Source organism: Candidatus Tisiphia endosymbiont of Dioctria linearis, assembly GCF_964026545.1.
GTDB lineage: Bacteria > Pseudomonadota > Alphaproteobacteria > Rickettsiales > Rickettsiaceae > Tisiphia.
Genome location: NZ_OZ032156.1, coordinates 1356947 through 1374071, shown reverse-complemented (window position 1 = coordinate 1374071; position 17125 = coordinate 1356947). Strand labels below are relative to the sequence as shown.

Below are 17125 nucleotides of genomic sequence, written 5' to 3'. Positions count from 1 at the left end.
AGAATGATAGTTTATGAGTCTTTTATGACAAGTTTATATTGATTTTTTAACTAATTAATTTCTGATAATTGACAAACTAATTACTACTTGTTAACATTAAAGATTCCTTTTCGTGTAATATTAATTATGCAGTATACTACTAACGATTTACGTAACATTATATATAATATTAGTACTAACCTGCGTAACAATGGTGTAGCAGCTGCTATACACTACAGATTAAAAGACCCTTACTCTGCTTTAAAGAAGATGCTAAGAAAGAATATATCTGTGAAAGAATTAACTGACCTAATTGCTTTTAGAATTATAGTTAATAAACAATATGATTGTTATAAGGTTTTGGTTATTCTTTACAATATATATCCTGTTAATATAGCGAAGACTAAAAACTATATTGATAATCCCAAGAATAATGGTTACAGCTCCTTACATATCGTAATTATAGATTATATCTATGACTGTAACATAGAAATACAAATACGAACTAGAAAGATGCATGATATAGCAGAATCTGGTACCGCCAACCATGAGGAATATAAAAAGACGCAGGAAGAAAAACTAAAAAAATTATTCTCTGAGGAAAAACTTAACACAGTTGCTATTAATACTGAGATAAATAATGCCCATGATATTTTTAACCAATTTAATTGGACTATACTCGACCTCGTTGCTTATGAGCAGGCGATTGAAAATCTTTGGCATAAATTCCAAAAGAATTTTTAAAAGATATCCAAAATTATTGGCAGTATTTTTATTTAATCTAATGTACAATTAAACTAATGGAGAGGTATTTTATGGAAGATATTGGCAATTGGCAGGCAAAGTTTGAGTGTTGTGAATATTCTGCTAAGTTACTTAATAAATTGATTTTACTAAACAAACAAGTAGCTGATTCAGTAGATATCAACGAAATTACCAAAGCTATCTATTATGCTAAGAAATATCATGGTAGTCAAATGCGACAGTCTGGTGAACCATATTACTCTCATCCAATAGAAGTAGCTTACATGGTTGCTCAGTACACAGCCCAAGAAATTCACCAATTGTTTAAAACTGAGATGATCGTTACCAGTTTACTGCATGATACGATCGAAGATACAACACTTACCGAAGAGATGATAGCTCGAATTTTTGGCAGTAATGTTGCTAGCCAAGTGGAATCTCTAACAAGAATCAAGCCTTACGGTAAGATTAGCTCCAAAGAAACTTTGAATTTATTATATCAACAAAAAAGATTTGACGTGATATTGATTAAATTATTTGACCGCATTCATAACCTACAAACGCTAGGAGCTAAATCACCAGAAAAGGCACTGAAAATAGTTAAGGAGACTATAGGCTATTTTATAAAGCTTTGTTTCTACTTGGAAATACCAACAGCCGAGCAACAATTAATAGAGCTATGTTACAAAAATTTACCTATTGCCCCTAACCCACTTGTTATAGACTATAGATTTTTTTGAGTAAATGATTTCAGATGGTTTTACTAGATTTTCAAAATGAGATAACCCGTAGGCAAAACCGATAATTGTCGGAATCATAATAAACCATATTCCCCAATTGCCAAAACACTCAATAAGGTAGACAAAACCAAAAGCAGTAATAACATACATCAAAGCACGAGATACCGCAAATGTCATGCTAGCACAGGTAAAACGTTTAAATATAGGAAAGCGTTTTAAACAAATGGGAGTAGCGGGGTCTAAACATTTTTTCCATAGAACTATAAAGAATTGAATCAGAAATAACTGATCAGGACAATTAACATTATTCAATAAATACGGACAAAATATCATAAAAATAGAAAATATTAGCAGTATAATTTTCATGATTACTAATGGATACACTTCTAAACTTAAATAACATAATATTAATGTAATTAACACCTCCATTAGACAAACAATAAAATTATGATAAATAACTTCGGACAATGTATAACCAAAGCTAGTTTTTAAAATATTACCACAATATATATAAATAAAATAAACACATACCGGTAAGGCACATTGTAATAAAAAGAAAGCTATTGCTGTTTTTTTATTAACTTTTTCTTGCAAAAGAGGATAGTCTTGTAAAATATTTATATCGGTATTAGTTTTTCTTAAAACTTTTTTTATTCGACGCTTTGCATCAGCAAATTCTGGTGTCTCTCTTAATTTTGTACGAGCTACTGAACCAATTAAGGCAACTATTGCACCCGTCCAAAATGCCATACGCCAGTTAAAGATATGAGAAGCAACAAGTGAGGCAACCCCTAAAGCCCCTAATTTTCCTAAGGTAGCAAAAGCCCCTATCAATCCAACACTTGCATATTGTATTGGCGGATGAAGCATTTCAGTTAAATAAAGCTCTGTTCATACTATTTCGCCTAGAGAAGATAGACCTTGAATAGCCCGGCAGATGGTCACTATCCAAGCCGCTATGATTCCTATTTGTTCGTAAGTAGGCAGATTAGCCGTAACAACGCAAGCAGATGCCATCATGAAAGTTGTGATGATAACTGTTGCCTTACGCCCTATATTATCACCTATCCATCCAAATATTAAAGCTCCTAATGGTCTAAGTAAGTAAGTTGAGCAAAAAGTAGCTGCATAACACAAAGCAGTAGTGTGTGGATCAGTTTTGGGAAAAAATGCTCCATTAAGAAATACCGCCATGTGTACATAGATCATTAAATCAAAATATTCAAGGAAGGTTCCTATTGACAGTAACCCTATAGTTTCTTTTTGTGCTGTTGTTAAACTTATTTGTTCTTGAGGATACCCTATCATTTTTTTACCATCAATAGACCAACTATTAATGATAGCAAAAAGAAAATAATATTAAAAGTGGAAATAATAAAGTTTATTTAATAATATCCACAAAGATTAATAAAGCCTAAACAGTCTGGGGGAAATCTCTTTGACATATTCACTATATAGTTCAGGATAATCACCTTTAAACTTTGGTAGGTCAAATGTTCTGCGGGTGCAGTTTTTCCATGAGACAAGAACATTATCCCCCATTTTTAGGTAAATGTGGAACTGCATATAGTTCATTACTTCTAGCTTTATACTATCTTCCTTGCAGAGTAGATGTTGTTGCATCTCTTCCAACTGATGCAGTTCTTTCACTTTTTCAGCTATTGACTCATTTGCTTCAATGATATTTCGGCTATCAATATTATTACTAGAAATAGCATAATGTTTTCTTGCCTGCTCAACAGTTTGCGGCATAGTTTGGGACGTAGTTTGTGGCATCACCTCAGGGGCAAGGGGAGTCTGTTGTATAGTATCATTTACTATAACTTCTTGAGGCTTATTTTTCTTCTTGCTTAAATTGACAATATTTTGATACTGTTCTTGATTTTTTTCTATTTTTATCCTTGCGGCTTTCATTTCTTCATCCTCGTTGCATGATGCTGTTTGTTTATAAAATTCTTACATAAATAGCAGAACTAGATATGACAGAGGAATTTTAACGACAAAATTACCTGTCATATCTAGTTCTGTAAAAATATTTCTCTCTCTAATAATCGCCTTCTCACCAAGCCCTTAAGCTTAATACCGCGGGCATAAACCCATTTAGGAAATTCATCGGCAGCTGATAAATATTCACCTCTGAGCAGTTTTTGTCGTAAACTGGAAGCTTGAAAGGCACCAGCTCCACAGTTGAAAACGAATGATATCAAAGCTCCCTCTTGAGAGTAGTTTAATGGTATGCGGCAATGTCGATAAATGGCATATTTAGCTTGCTCTATGTCCTGCTCTAATAAATAATCAGCGTGTTCTCACGATATACCATTAGACATTTGTTGTTGCTCATACTCTTTGATCACATGCCCCCAACCTATAGTTTTTAAACCAGCTGGGCAGTAATATGGTTGTAATCTTAGTCCTTCAAAGCTCTTAATTATATATTCTGCTTTACTATTAATATTTGTAACCATTAATTTTACCATTACCACTACCATTGACATAGGGGTAACCACTACCATTCCCATAGAGATAACCTTTATTGTTATCGTAACCATTAATTCGGTGTCTGCCAAAAGCTCGATGACCAAACCAAAAACCAATAACCGCACAAAATATACCTTGATCCTCACTGCTCCATATGGTGTCGACTGATGCACCAAATTTTATGAAAATGGCTAATTTTAATGCTACATAGAGCAGAAAAAATATATAAGTGATCATTGGTCTAACGCTGGTAGCTAAAAAATCAAACCAATTATTATTGCTATTATTGGCTGTTTGCATACTCGCATATTGATACAAATACTTACTTTCATCATTATCAACCTTAATTTGGATTTCCTCAAGCCTAGCACTATGACCAGTTTTTAAAGCTTTTAATTGCAAATCAATTAATTTCAGCTCGTGTTCTTTGTCCTTCTTATCCTTAAGAAAATGCAAAATTTCTGGTAAAAAACTACTGAAGAACCCCATAAAGGCACTTAATATCGCTATCATACTAAATCTCAAAAATTATTAAATATTAGACCTATTGAGCTTAATAAACATTAATGCCACCACAACTACTGCCACCAATAGTTAGTTTTCTATTAACGACATCAAGAATGACATTACCGGCAACATTGTTAATGCTAGCATAAGAGTTCCACTCTAATAGATTTGTTGAAATACCACTTATTATCTGTAAATGTGAGTCTGCAAAATCGATACGACCATTTATGTTATTTGGTAAGATTAAAGTCCAATTTGGACTAGAACTGTTTCTTGTATAAGTTTGCAACTGAGTCTGCTGAGTTTGTGCCTGGGTTTGTAAATTTTTCAGCTGTTTTTCTAAATCATCTATTTTATTAAGCAAACCTTCAGTTTCATCTTCTGCCGCAATATCTGATAGGTGCAAACTAGCTAGTGAGGTTAGGCTTTGGCTTAAGTCTTTACTACTCTCAAGGCTAAGGTTGCTTAGGTTGTCATCACTCTTAACATAGATGATATATTTTAGTTCTCTAATATTGCTAGGAATCCGGTTTATTAGGTTTTTCAGATTATCTCTACCAACTCGACTATCTAAGTTCCAGGGTAGGACAATATAATTACCTTCATCCTCAGAGGTCATAGCTACTTTAGTGAAAGGATGTTGCGAGCCAAGATAAAAGCTTAGTGCAGCGTTAGAAAATGTTATAATTTCAGTGCCGTTGGCAGTTATTATGTGCAACTCTGCTTTATCCACCTGACTCGGTATAAAAATCTTTCCACCCAAATGAAATTTAGCAATATCTGGTAAATGATCGCTATTACTCGCGTAAACATTTTTCATGATTTTTTTAAGATTTTCGATCTCTTTTAATTTGTTAAATTTGACAGTAATTATTCTCATATAAATCCCCTGTAGTATCTGTATTTCAAGGGAATTATTATACCATAAAAAATCACAATTTGCATCAAGTTTTGTGATATTTTTACATCACAAATTGCCAAAGTAAATCAAGCCATACAAAAGCAGAATAGAAACAATAAAAAATGTTTCAGAGGAATATAAGCTACTTGGCAAGTAATCAATATCTGTTAAATTGAAACTAGAAAATTCAATTAGTAATTATACTAGTTCCCGAAATAAAATGCGTTAATAGATTCTTTAAAATTATAATATAAGCACATTACTTTTTCCTGGTCTATAATAAATTTCTTGCTAATAATTTATTGATAATAATAAAATTGTGTTATAACAATAAAGAAAGATGTTTTAAAAACACTGATTAACATTAGATAACAAAACTATGCAAACAAAAACAGAAAAAAGGATATTAAGTTGTTTTGATATAGCTAATTACTTTCTGGTCTTAGTAGATAGAGAGGCTGGAGATACCATAACTCAACTAAAATTGCAGAAGTTGATTTATTTTGCTCAAGGGATCAGCCTAGCCTTATTAGATAAACCCCTATTTAATGAAGAAATTGAAGCTTGGGAACATGGACCTGTAGCTAGGGAGTTACGTAGAACATTTGGTAATTTCAAAGATAGTGCTATCCCAGCCCCTGGTGAAATTGATTTTGACTTATATGACAGAGAAGAAAAAGCATTGATCTATAAAGTGTATGCTGTTTATGGAGAACACACAGCCTCTTACTTACGCCAGCTAACTCATGAACATTCAGTTTGGCGTGATGCTATGGCTATGGATAACAAGATTATTAGTAAACAAAAGATGAGTGAATTTTTTAAAAGATTAATTAACACTGACTTTTTATTAATGTCACAAGAAGACGAGTTAATAATTGAAACTGCAGAAGATCAATGGTGGATGAACTATGATAGTGGAGTTCCAGCGGAAGACGTGACTAATGAAATCTTACAATCAATAGAGGAGATTAAAGCAGGAAAAGGGATTAGGCATGGAAAAATTAACCATTATTTGGTCTAGTAACGCTTGGTCTCAGCTGCAATTTTGGAAACAACATAACCTTAAAATAACGAAACGAATTCAGGTATTAATTAACAATATTGAACAAACCCCTTATTATGGTATAGGGAAGCCTGAGGCATTAAAACATAAACTTAACGGTTCTTGGTCAAGAAGAATCGACCAAGAACACCGTTTAATCTATTCGTTCAATCAAGACATCAATACCATAGAAATAAAAAGTTGCAAAGGACATTATAAAAAAGAATAGTATTATTAATTACTAAAGCCTCAAAAAGCCTAATAAGTTTATCATCACCTATATCGTATTGCTAATAGTTTAGTGGGATCATACACAAAGCCGGTTGCAGGTAAAATAAGTTTCTGCCTGGGATGTTTCTTTGAAGGGATTTTTTAAGCAATTCTTCTGCTTTATCCAACTCACCATTTTTGATTAAAGTAACTATTGTGCCAAAATCGATAATGTCACTACCCATAGTGCCTGCTAAAGCTTTCAGCAAATTATTATAACTATCATACTCATTAAAGAAAAAATCCCCAAATAATCCAAGACCACCACCCTGTAACAAGGATGCCATAAATACTCCTTCTTCGTGTGGATCAAGCCGCTCTTCCCCTTGCACCAGCCTTTTTGCATTGATCGATAAGTAACCAAGTCCTATGGAACCTGCTAATAATTGAAACAACATTTTAATACTAGTTGGGTTTCTCATTGTTTTAGCAATATCTTGCCATGTCCCTAAATCAAACAAATTGCCACTACCCATTTGTTGATGAAGTGGTATTTGGTCGATAGTTACTGATTTTAAGGGTCTAGTAATGTAAGTATAAGCAAAAGTTTTGAACTGCATGATACACTGAATCACCGCAGCAGCTGGCGAACCTGGCTTAATGCCTAAATTGCCAAATAATATGGCATTTCTCTCGGCAGTATGGGGAGTGGCAATAGCTGTATCAACCCGGTCAAGCAAATATCTTCGTAAATTATTGGTCAAATCTTGTTTAAGTCTAGTCCTATTGAGAATACTTTGTTGTTGTAAATGTTGGTCTAGTAAATGATCAGGTAATAGTGCCATATCGGGTATTAAATATGGCTTATTGTCTATTTGCTGGACTAAATGCTGATAAAGATGCCAATTACTTTCATTAATCCCATATCTATTAAGCAAGGTCTGTAAATTATGATATAGCAAGTTAAAGGGCTGATTGACTTGTAACGCTAAATTATGCGATAACAAATTACCCATTGTCGATTTCCAACTATTATCCCACCATTCCATAAAATTTAATTTAAAAAATGCATTGGTAAGTTTAAATATGCTTCCAGATACTGGGTATTCTCCTGCAAAACGAGAATGACTATGACCAAGCAGTGAATCTACCGCCACACCAAGCAAATTAGCAAGTTCTTTTTTCTTTTCGCCATTAAAGCTTGTCGCCGCCACTTGTAAGATATTCTCATAAGATTGCAGTAGTGGTATGCCATTATTCTGTAACTCACTGACAAAACTTATCATATCAGGAATTGAAGAAAGTACCACTTTGCCAAGATTTGCCATACATTTCCAAGAGCGATAAGCTCCAAGGATGCGGTCAACTGACGGTATTTGTGGTTTAACTCCTAGCATTAGCTCTAACTGATTGATAAAACTATTTGGCTTACTAAGCACCGCCAATTGCTTTAAAATAGCTGGGTCTTTAGTCGATAACTCTTGTAGCTCCCTGGTAAAAGTACCTTTGATCGATTGTAACATTAACTCAGGATTACAACCCATATTCTCCATTACCCCAATGCTTCGACCTAGTATATTAAGGTTACTAACTATCGAATCAGCAATAAAAGAACGACTTTTTATTAGAGGGCTAATGATTTTGTCAACAAAGTCATTTTGTCTGTAATTACCAAACTGCTTCTGATATGCTAACCAAGCTTCTGACGATTTAAAATGTAGTTTCCTACTAGCCGATGCCACGTCAGCTAGGTTACTACCTCTAACGTGAGTGAATGCTATATTTAAATATTGGTCAGTATCTTTTAAATGAATGTTACTGGCAAGATTATTAAATATTGCCTTATAATCTATTTTATCATTTAGTTTAGCAATTTTTTGGTGATCAAGTAGTGGATAGATAAATTTCAGCCATTCATCATAACCAGCTTCTCGGATTTTAAAACTATCGTGACTTTGGTGAGTAATATAGCCTTCTAGCGGTATTATATAACCACCTGCTAGATTAGCTCTATTGATGGCAATTATTTGCCATTTATTGATTATTTGAGCGACTAACATTGCCCTTTCGCTACCAGTTGGCTTTTTATCGGGATGGCTAATATTCCATAATTCTTGTATTATGTCCTTTTCATAGGCAATATCTCCGAACTCGTGTACTACACCAGCTTTCTCTAAATCTCTTGTAAGACCATATAATAACTCTTTGGCAATAGTGTCTTGCCGTAAATCAGTTTATCGTAAATATTCTTTTATCGCAGCAACCTTATTCAGATGATTTCTAATAAATCTCTCTATGGCAGCCATCTTGATTAAATTTAGGGCGTTATTTCTTTTTTTTATAAAACATTCCTTCTTAAAATCATCAATGAACCTATCTATTTGTTTATCTCTTTCTAACAAATCTAATCTTTCCTGTCCGGCAAACTCTTTATGGATAGTTTTTAGCTCATCTACTAATTGTTGATCAACAACATCTAGAGTTTTAAATAACTCTTCTAATTCTGAAGGGGCTGCCCCTTGCTTAACTTTACGTAAAATTTCTTCGGTTCGTTGGTAAATAACATCTTGTTTGATGGCTTCTGCTTGATAAGTAACCTTTTGTTGTTCAGGTAGGTAGGCTATGTCAGCTTCTAAAGAAGCTAGATGTTCCTGCAGATTGGGGCTGGCATTATTAGTATCAAATTTCTCATCATCACCATGGTAAAAAGATTCAGCCTCTTGTGGATTCTCAAGATTTATATGTTTGCCTTCCTCTAGCTGCTTTCTTGCTATATATGAGTCCTCTGGCGATAAATCATAGCCTTTAGTTTCCCATTGTTGACGTTGTAAATTATTGATAATTTGCTGATCTAGTTGTTTTCCTGCTACCAAATATTCCTGAAACTCTGGATTATTAATATGTTGCTGATGTAATTGTTGTAATTTGCCTTTTTCTTCTAGCAGAATATCCAAGAACCATTTTGGTATATTCAAATGCTTTGAAGAATTGGCTTCGCAAAACTGCGGGGTATTCGCGTACTCACGTACTAGTTGTACGCTCCGTTCGCTCACCCCTTGTTTTACGTTCCAATTCTCCAGATCATTCGAATATATTTGCTCAATCTTGCCATTAGTACCAAACTGGTCTTGCATATGTTGTTGTAATTCTGCTATTTTCCGCAGTTGAGCAAAATATAAAGGATATTGTTGCTCGGCTGCCGTAATTAATTGTAACTTCTTTGCTTGTAACTCAGCTAAACTTAATAAAGAACTTTCAATATTGGTACTGTTACTTGTTGGTACCTGACTATCAACTTGCCCAGTTTCCATTGTCCTATCCATTGCTTGAGGAGATGACTCTGTTAGTACAGCATCAATATTCTCTTTTAACTGACCATCAACTATCGGGTGTAAAGTCTCAACTTCCGGACGTAACTTATTGGAATACACGTATAATCTGTCTCGCAAATATTTAGCCGAATAACCAACACCGTGCAAAGTTGCACCAAATAAACCACTTTCTATAATATTAACCAAACTATCTGACAAGTCATAAGGTCTTTGTTCAGTATGTCGTTCATTATAAAGAAATGGTTCGATAGCTGCCTGACCTACCGCACCACCGACCAAGCCCTTAGCTAAGGTTGTTGGAAGTTTGCCATATTTTAAAGCAGCTGCCGCCCACATTGCAGGTTTACCAATAGGCACGAAGCTAGCCGCAATATTAATTAGTGATAAATTACCAAATACTATCTCAGATCCAAATTTGCCAATAGCCTCAACTAATCCGCCTTTACCTGCCGCAATAATATAGTCATTAATTTCTCGCTGCTTTTTCCTCTCTAAAATATCTTCTACTAGTTGATTGGTAAAATTAGGGTCATACTTTAAACCTGAGTCAGCATATTTTTGCTCAAACTCTTCCCTGGTTAGTTTGTTATTATAATTTTTAAAATATTCAGCAATATCTTGTAACTCAGGATCAATAATATCTTGTGGGTTAAAAGCTCGCCCTAAAGTTGATAGGCTTGGACTATCTGCATAAGCTTGGCTACTAACTGCCTACCAAACATCCATTTTGCTGCTACCTAACAAATCAAAGACACTATTATAAGATATACGCTCCGGTAATAAGGTAGAATAGTAACGTTGGTGAATTGGTTTGCTATTTGCCTGATAATCTAAGTAATTATTTAAGCTGTCATTATTTTTCATCGTACTAATCTATTGAATATGATTCAGAGATACCTTGTAATAATCTTTGCTTTTGTCGCTCTAAAGCTTGAGGCTTGTTGAGTTCTATCAAATCAAATTTTAATATTTTACCATCTTCTGTCATAACTGGCATATACTGACCGTCTTTCGTCAGGAAAGTATAATAGACACTCTTTTTATCAGGCGTTAGTTTCCATCTGCCTTGTTGTAAAGATTCTCGTATTTTTACAGCAGCATATTGTCCTGTTGGGTCGTTGATATTATCGATAATATGGCTACCACTACCCTTAGCTACAATAGTACCATAATCACAAGCTATATTACCGCTAATAATAGCAAGTTGCAGCTCTGCTAGACTACTCTCTATGTAATCAGCATTCAAATCAATAATCATACGTTGTGCTACCACCTGACGGGGTATTATTATATTCTTACTATCTAGTCGCATATAGACCTTACTAATCAATTCTTGGGTTGCTTTTTTTACTGCTTTGTCAATTGGTAAATCTTCCGTACGTTGGTAGTATTTAGCTAAATATTTTATGGCTTGCCGTGTTTGGTTAATCTCTGTTTCATTTTGAATATCAGTTTTAGCTAAATTCTTACCCCATTGCTTTAATATATCATTTTTGTCAATTTCTTTGTTAAATTCTGTCATTTCATGATTGATAAATAATGGCTGACTTTTTAATGATAGCTCATTAACTAATGCGATCATCTGTATAAAGGCTGATGCAGTCTTACGGTCGTAAAGTCTACTTTCAGCATAGAATTGAGTCAAACACTCTAAATCTCCCTTACCCCTTAAGATTTCGTCCATTATCTCCAAGCCAAATTGTTCCCCGCCTTCTGTATCATCATCTCGCAGACTAATTATACTATCGGTGACTTGTTTAATTTGGTTAACATCTTTAGTATCAATCTTTTTTGAATACTCATCACATTCTTTGTTCATTAAATATCTCTGATCGTAACTAGGGATGCCTTTTTGTTCTTGCAATTGTTTCCTAAGCAAGAAACGTTGTGACCATGGTATGTTGTTAGGTATTTCACCGTTTTCCTCAACCAATCTAGCTGGGTCTGTTTGAGCCAATTTAAGCTGTTTGTTAAACTGCTCTAGTAAAATATGATATATTTGCTCTTTTTTGTCATAATCAACATCTCCGCTCTTTGGAGCAATTTGTTGTAATATTTCCTGACATTGGTTGAATGGTAGGTATTTTAATTGTTGCGAGACAATAAAAGCCTGCTTATACAAAGCTTCTTGGGTTCTGAATTGCAATAATCGTGGATCATCAATATTAAAGCTGGCTTGTAGTAGATTCTCAACACCATTAACACCTTTGCCAGTATTTAGGATACTGTGCAAATGGGCATTGGTAAGCGAACTAAGTTGATGTTGTCTCATTAATTGCTGATGATGTATTAGATTATTTGCTTGTCCCTCTAGCTTAACCCTTTGTTCAAGCGACAAATCTTCTTTCCATTCAGCAACTATATTGGGATTTAATATAGCATCCGGCGAATGCTTTAAAGTACCTTGTGCTGCAGCAAATGCTAAAGCATGTCTGACATTGACTAGCATTTGTTCTTTTTCTTGCGGCAATAATGATAAAGAGCTAATAGCTATTATGCTATCTTGTAAATTACTAGCATAAAGTTCAGGATTATCATAAGTAGCAATCTTAAACTTTTCGATAGCTTCAATTGCTAAATGGTTACGTTTACCATCAATCAGCTTGGCTTCTGTATGGCTTATATGTCCAGCTAAAGATATTTTATATTCATTAATCCTAGCTTGCAACATACGCTTAGTCAGTGGGTTCTTGGCTTGTTGCAGATAATCTACAGCCCGCTTATCATACTTGCCTAAAAAATACTCGATGAACGGTTTGTTATTTTCTAAAAAATCCGGATGAAATTCATCAAATTGCGTCAAGCAACCAAAACCACCAGTTTTGTTATCGCTAACTACCTCAATATTACTCTGTGATTGATGCAAATGCGTAGTGGTCTCTTTAATAAAATCTGCCCATAAATTTGGCATTTCTACGCTGGCATCTTTCTCCAGTTTACGTATCAAATAGCCTTTAGCTTCCTCATTAATTTTCTGACTTATTCCTGCTATAACTTGCCATTTCATCTTATTTAGTCACTTTTTTATTAAACTTTAGTTATATCTATAAATATAACAGATTTTTATAATCCACTAATAGCTATTGCCATTATTTTTGCGGTATTCTTATTTTTTACTTGTCTATTATACCTTCGTTAATTCTTGATATCCTAGCCAGATCAGATACTCCGCTTAAAACCGTACCAAGATTCTGCCAAGGTGAAGCTGACCTGATCGAAGCAATATTACGGTTAATTGCCTCCTTGTTTAAATCAATCATTGCCGTATTTAAGTTTGATCTTGGTCTTTGGTGAAAATGTTCAGCTTCTACACTTCTTGCCTTCATCTCATCCATATAAGCCATATGTCGTAGTAATAAACCAGCTGAATCAGTGCCAGTTATACCAATACCAGTTTTCAGGATATTATAGCCCAATTGTTGGCGATTATATAACTGCTCCTGCCTCAGCATATCGACATGATAACTTGATATTGCTCCATATTCCGCCGTTCTTTCGATTAGTTGTTGACGGTCAAACCTGACATTCTCCTGTTGCTGCCTCAACAAATGCTGCTGCTCATATAAGGCTTGCTTGGTTTTCTCTTTGTTACTCCTGAGTTGAGCATAAGTATTAAACAAAGAGGCTCCTGTAGCAAATATACTCTCTTTACTCGAGAAAAAATTTAGGAGATCAAACATTGCTATTTTTTACCGTTTAAAGATTTTTAGCTATTTAATTTATTGCAAAAATATGTTATACTATAACTAGTATTAGTTGTGTAATGTGCTGAAAAATCTGCCTAACGGGAGGTATTTTTAGCAGTCGATTCTTTCGAAGAATAGGGCATTATCCGATTGGTACTTGGACTGGGGAACTCGGTCGGCGTTATGACCCTTGTGGTTAGTGGGGGTCTCTCGCTTATTCATCCACTACCCTTATAATTTGGCAAGATTTTTGCCTTAGCATAGATTTTTAATATACTAACCGGATAAGGTTTATCGACCTTAAAAGTAACATCAATATCAGTTTTAATTTCCCCGTGCATAATGAAATTTATCCAACCTGATTGATAGGGAGTGGTAAATAAGTCACATGCTTGTTTAGTAGCTGTTGATGTTGTTAAATATTTCTTATCATTAACCAATCTAATCAATGCATCACTATCTACATATCTACTATTAATATGTTGCCTATCTATTTGCCCATTATCAAGCCTTTCTTCAATATAACCACCTTTACTATTAAAGACCTTCAAGCCAAGTTCCGCATCTTTTTTCGGAGTATGTTCTACTTCATCTGGGAATATCAGGGGAAAAGTCTGTAATATCGAAGAATAAGGAAAGCCTACCGACAAATGTCTTACTGGATGTTTTAGCTTAATCAGCTCATTATCGATAATTCGTAAATCATGTAATTCTTCATCACCAATAATAGACACGGCTATTTTCTGAAAGATTGGTAATATAGTGGCAATATTTATTTGCTGGAATGATGGCAGACAGTTGCGAGCTATACTACTTAATTCATAACCACCAATATCAGGAAATAGTTTTTTAAAAACAGGAAAATATCTTTTTGATAAAAGTAAATATTTCTCTAATTTTATGCTCTTCTCATCTTCAAGAATATCTTTCAGTAAAGCTGGATGAAAGCTCGGCATAATTAACTGACAATACTCAATAATGTTCCGCTGCAAATAAGCTAGCCCTTCTTTGAGTTCTTGCATTTGCTCAAATATTTTATCCGCTAGTGGTTCAGTATAATCTTCTTCACTATATACCGACGCTCTAGAGGACGATAATAGACTTCCTGGATAACTCAATCTAGTTGGTGATTTTGTCGTCGAAACTCGCCTTCGTTCCTCACGTACGTCTATGTACGCTGCGGTACTCGGCTTCGTTTTTCCTAAAAATCCCTCAACTATCTCTGACTTATCCAGGAAGTCTAATGAGGAGCCGCACTCTCTTACCATTGTTGTGGCAATTCTGTTAGCTACTTCATCTACAACATTATCGATAGTTTGACTAAAACTATCAGACAAAATATATTCTCGAACATCTTTACTTAATGGTTTATCGAGTATGATACTTCTTAGACAAACAACTATTTCTTCTCGCCTCTTAAAATTGGTTAGCTCATTAATCTTGTTGTCATTATGTATTTGTTGTAATTTATCGATTAATTGATTGGTAATAGTTGATAATTTATCATTTATTTGTTGCCTGTTAGTATGTTGGTCAAATTCAGTAATTTGCTGGCTAATTAATTGTTTGCTTTGCTCACCAAATATATATTTAGTAAGTTCTGGATGAGCGATATTTAGCAATTCTGGGTAAAAATCCACTCCAGTTTTGGCAAAAAACTTTTTTAAATTAACTAGCAGTCCACATTTTTTATCGCTATCATGCTGGGCATAATATAGCAATATTCTCTTATTGATATGGCTAACCGCTGATCGCATCTCTTGTATTTCTTTACTTATTTCAAATTGTGAATCGATATTTGACTTAGCATTTTTTAGAATATCTTGCACCGTACCAGCAATTAACCTAATTAGATCGGTATTTAGCTTTTTTATTTGCAAACAAATAGTTGGACGGAAAGAAAAAGCACTATTAGGCAGATATTCCATTAAGCCACCATCTCTTAAAATAGCTGGTACATCATCTTCATTTAGTCCTTCTACCGCTTCAATAATATCCCCACCAAGCCGCTCACCATCATATAATAATTGCTCGATTGTCACAAAGCTTTCAGGATTATTTAAAAATATATTGTCTAATTCCGCATAAATACGCGAAAATATTCGATGATAGGCAAAAGATATCGCCAAAATATTCATAATCTTAGGCAAATAATTTTGATAATATTTTTGTAAAAAACTCTCTATTTCGGGTCTATATTCATCATAATTAGCAATTAGCTTGTTTTTGTATTTAAAAGAATTACCAACATTATCTAACTTAAGTTTTAGGATAGTTTCTGCTTGAGCTTGTACAATATGCTCTAATTTGGTTATATCACCTCTAAACTCATAAGCACTATCGTCCTTTAATGCTTGTATCATTGACCGATAAGCGGCATTCTCTCCGGGCTGTTGGATATTAACGTGACAGTCAGCATAAACGGCTTTATCGGTAACGAAATGCTTAGCAGAAAAATAGCGAGTTTGCAGTACTTCTAGATATTCCTTACTGCTTATGCCAGTATCATCACTTCTCCTAACATGCAAATATAACATATCGGCACTTTCAGCATAGATTGGCGTAATGCCTAATACTTGACCATTACCACCTAGCTAATGTTGCAACCAACCCATAATTTTTAAATCATGTGAATAGATAAAACTAGCAAAAGAGCCATTTTTTAACACTGCCACTATCATTGAAAAGGGACTATTACAGCCGACAATTTGTCTAATGCCACCAGCAAATATATGCTCAGCATAGGCAGTGATGTCTGATATCTGAAAACCACCTTTTTCTTGTGAATAATACAAACTATTAATTTTACAACCATTACCTTCAACAAAAAAGATGGTCTTACCGATTATTACTGGTTTCAGTGGTGATATTGGTAGCTCAATCTCCTTATGGATTTTGACAAATTCTCCCTTAGCTCGATCTCCTTCTTTCACTAAATAAATACCATCACTAGTGCCTAATAATAATTCATCGGCAAAAGGCACTGACCATAGGACATTATCAAAAGTTGAAGAGGAGAAAGTTGCCGAAAAAGCACTTAAAGGATTACGAGCCTCTAGCAGGGTTCTATATGCCATCCTAAAATCACTAAAATCTCCCTTATAGCTTGCCCAAATTGAATGAATATTTTTATTAACTCCAAAGCACCATAATCGGTTTTCAAAAGTAACCACTGAAGTACAATATAATTTCTCTTGCTTGGCTTGGTAGATGGGAGATTCTTTAGTATATGATAAACTTGCTGCTTGCTGGTAAAGGGTTTTTAGTGTATCGTTAATTTTATCTACTTCTGCCCCATAGATTACCTCATTAAAAGGTTTTTGTATGGTATTATATCCGGTTTGCCCTACAGTAAAATAATTAACTTGGCATTTCAGTGGTTCGATAATAAACATCTTCTCTTTACCAGGAAAATTGCTGGCTAGCTCATAGCTACTACTAGAGGCTATCTCGGCTCTTTCACCATATTCTACCTATCTCTTTCTTGCCTGCTCTTCAATATG

At 34.4% G+C, this 17125-nt stretch carries 16 protein-coding genes and 1 pseudogene; 4 read left to right on the top strand and 13 right to left on the bottom strand.

From position 1 onward, the window contains the following. Positions 1-126: 126 nt before the first annotated feature. A complete protein-coding gene (locus AAGD42_RS06540) occupies positions 127-723 on the top strand; it encodes a bifunctional (p)ppGpp synthetase/guanosine-3',5'-bis(diphosphate) 3'-pyrophosphohydrolase (protein ID WP_341752708.1) in 597 nt (198 codons plus the stop codon). A gap of 71 nt (positions 724-794) precedes the next feature. Then, a complete protein-coding gene (locus tag AAGD42_RS06535) occupies positions 795-1463 on the top strand; it encodes an HD domain-containing protein (protein ID WP_341752707.1) in 669 nt (222 codons plus the stop codon). Here the strand turns inward: AAGD42_RS06535 and AAGD42_RS06530 are convergent. The 6 genes and pseudogenes from AAGD42_RS06530 to AAGD42_RS06500 form a co-directional block, all read right to left on the bottom strand. Beyond that, complete coding sequence (locus AAGD42_RS06530) at positions 1416-2333, bottom strand: MFS transporter (RefSeq protein WP_341752706.1); 918 nt, start codon at positions 2331-2333, stop codon at positions 1416-1418. The two genes, AAGD42_RS06535 and AAGD42_RS06530, sit on opposite strands and share 48 nt — an antisense overlap. A 21-nt stretch (positions 2334-2354) precedes the next feature. Then, complete coding sequence (locus AAGD42_RS06525) at positions 2355-2771, bottom strand: MFS transporter (RefSeq protein WP_341752705.1); 417 nt, start codon at positions 2769-2771, stop codon at positions 2355-2357. A gap of 96 nt (positions 2772-2867) precedes the next feature. Continuing rightward, positions 2868-3377: a hypothetical protein gene (locus tag AAGD42_RS06520; protein ID WP_341752704.1), complete on the bottom strand. Its 510-nt coding sequence runs from the start codon at positions 3375-3377 to the stop codon at positions 2868-2870. A 104-nt stretch (positions 3378-3481) separates the two neighbouring features. Next, positions 3482-3928: pseudogene (locus tag AAGD42_RS07190) on the bottom strand (lysozyme). After that, entirely contained in the window at positions 3912-4454 is a 543-nt protein-coding gene (locus AAGD42_RS06505; protein WP_341752702.1) for a hypothetical protein, read from the bottom strand. Before AAGD42_RS06505 ends, AAGD42_RS07190 begins: the two are co-directional and overlap by 17 nt. A 40-nt stretch (positions 4455-4494) precedes the next feature. After that, positions 4495-5328: a hypothetical protein gene (locus AAGD42_RS06500; RefSeq protein ID WP_341752701.1), complete on the bottom strand. Its 834-nt coding sequence runs from the start codon at positions 5326-5328 to the stop codon at positions 4495-4497. Between the two features lie 400 nt (positions 5329-5728). Between AAGD42_RS06500 and AAGD42_RS06495 the strand changes: the two genes are divergently transcribed. Together AAGD42_RS06495 and AAGD42_RS06490 are read left to right on the top strand one after the other, a co-directional pair. Then, complete coding sequence (locus AAGD42_RS06495) at positions 5729-6373, top strand: Panacea domain-containing protein (RefSeq protein WP_341752700.1); 645 nt, start codon at positions 5729-5731, stop codon at positions 6371-6373. Continuing rightward, positions 6345-6623: a Txe/YoeB family addiction module toxin gene (locus AAGD42_RS06490; RefSeq protein WP_341752699.1), complete on the top strand. Its 279-nt coding sequence runs from the start codon at positions 6345-6347 to the stop codon at positions 6621-6623. The genes AAGD42_RS06495 and AAGD42_RS06490 overlap by 29 nt, the downstream gene beginning before the upstream one ends. A gap of 61 nt (positions 6624-6684) precedes the next feature. On the opposite strand, the gene AAGD42_RS06485 is transcribed toward AAGD42_RS06490, so the two are convergent. The 7 genes from AAGD42_RS06485 to AAGD42_RS06455 form a co-directional block, all read right to left on the bottom strand. Beyond that, complete coding sequence (locus tag AAGD42_RS06485; protein WP_341752698.1) at positions 6685-8664, bottom strand: hypothetical protein; 1980 nt, start codon at positions 8662-8664, stop codon at positions 6685-6687. Between the two features lie 174 nt (positions 8665-8838). After that, complete coding sequence (locus tag AAGD42_RS06480) at positions 8839-10272, bottom strand: hypothetical protein (protein WP_341752697.1); 1434 nt, start codon at positions 10270-10272, stop codon at positions 8839-8841. A 375-nt stretch (positions 10273-10647) separates the two neighbouring features. Further along, positions 10648-10800 carry a hypothetical protein gene (locus AAGD42_RS06475; RefSeq protein ID WP_341752696.1) on the bottom strand — a complete coding sequence of 51 codons (153 nt, stop codon included), beginning with the start codon at positions 10798-10800 and terminating at the stop codon, positions 10648-10650. Positions 10801-10804: 4 nt separating this feature from the next. Next, positions 10805-12943 carry a hypothetical protein gene (locus AAGD42_RS06470; protein WP_341752695.1) on the bottom strand — a complete coding sequence of 713 codons (2139 nt, stop codon included), beginning with the start codon at positions 12941-12943 and terminating at the stop codon, positions 10805-10807. Between the two features lie 106 nt (positions 12944-13049). Next, the gene (locus AAGD42_RS06465) at positions 13050-13616 is read right to left on the bottom strand and encodes a hypothetical protein (RefSeq protein WP_341752694.1); all 567 of its coding nucleotides are present in this window, start codon (positions 13614-13616) and stop codon (positions 13050-13052) included. Between the two features lie 224 nt (positions 13617-13840). Continuing rightward, positions 13841-16159 carry a hypothetical protein gene (locus tag AAGD42_RS06460; RefSeq protein ID WP_341752693.1) on the bottom strand — a complete coding sequence of 773 codons (2319 nt, stop codon included), beginning with the start codon at positions 16157-16159 and terminating at the stop codon, positions 13841-13843. 57 nt (positions 16160-16216) lie between these two features. Beyond that, entirely contained in the window at positions 16217-17017 is an 801-nt protein-coding gene (locus AAGD42_RS06455; RefSeq protein ID WP_341752692.1) for a hypothetical protein, read from the bottom strand. Positions 17018-17125 lie beyond the last annotated feature (108 nt).

What these genes read in the sequence shown, in the direction of transcription:
- AAGD42_RS06540 (WP_341752708.1), top strand. Translation starts at nt 127, where the DNA reads ATGCAGTATACTACTAACGATTTACGTAACATTATATATAATATTAGT.
- AAGD42_RS06500 (WP_341752701.1), bottom strand. Translation starts at nt 5,328, where the DNA reads ATGAGAATAATTACTGTCAAATTTAACAAATTAAAAGAGATCGAAAAT.
- AAGD42_RS06495 (WP_341752700.1), top strand. Translation starts at nt 5,729, where the DNA reads ATGCAAACAAAAACAGAAAAAAGGATATTAAGTTGTTTTGATATAGCT.
- AAGD42_RS06520 (WP_341752704.1), bottom strand. Translation starts at nt 3,377, where the DNA reads ATGAAAGCCGCAAGGATAAAAATAGAAAAAAATCAAGAACAGTATCAA.
- AAGD42_RS06455 (WP_341752692.1), bottom strand. Translation starts at nt 17,017, where the DNA reads ATGTTTATTATCGAACCACTGAAATGCCAAGTTAATTATTTTACTGTA.
- AAGD42_RS06535 (WP_341752707.1), top strand. Translation starts at nt 795, where the DNA reads ATGGAAGATATTGGCAATTGGCAGGCAAAGTTTGAGTGTTGTGAATAT.
- AAGD42_RS06525 (WP_341752705.1), bottom strand. Translation starts at nt 2,771, where the DNA reads ATGATAGGGTATCCTCAAGAACAAATAAGTTTAACAACAGCACAAAAA.
- AAGD42_RS06460 (WP_341752693.1), bottom strand. Translation starts at nt 16,159, where the DNA reads ATGTTATATTTGCATGTTAGGAGAAGTGATGATACTGGCATAAGCAGT.
- AAGD42_RS06475 (WP_341752696.1), bottom strand. Translation starts at nt 10,800, where the DNA reads ATGAAAAATAATGACAGCTTAAATAATTACTTAGATTATCAGGCAAAT.
- AAGD42_RS06505 (WP_341752702.1), bottom strand. Translation starts at nt 4,454, where the DNA reads ATGATAGCGATATTAAGTGCCTTTATGGGGTTCTTCAGTAGTTTTTTA.
- AAGD42_RS06490 (WP_341752699.1), top strand. Translation starts at nt 6,345, where the DNA reads ATGGAAAAATTAACCATTATTTGGTCTAGTAACGCTTGGTCTCAGCTG.
- AAGD42_RS06530 (WP_341752706.1), bottom strand. Translation starts at nt 2,333, where the DNA reads ATGCTTCATCCGCCAATACAATATGCAAGTGTTGGATTGATAGGGGCT.
- AAGD42_RS06465 (WP_341752694.1), bottom strand. Translation starts at nt 13,616, where the DNA reads ATGTTTGATCTCCTAAATTTTTTCTCGAGTAAAGAGAGTATATTTGCT.
- AAGD42_RS06485 (WP_341752698.1), bottom strand. Translation starts at nt 8,664, where the DNA reads ATGTTAGTCGCTCAAATAATCAATAAATGGCAAATAATTGCCATCAAT.
- AAGD42_RS06480 (WP_341752697.1), bottom strand. Translation starts at nt 10,272, where the DNA reads ATGTGGGCGGCAGCTGCTTTAAAATATGGCAAACTTCCAACAACCTTA.
- AAGD42_RS06470 (WP_341752695.1), bottom strand. Translation starts at nt 12,943, where the DNA reads ATGAAATGGCAAGTTATAGCAGGAATAAGTCAGAAAATTAATGAGGAA.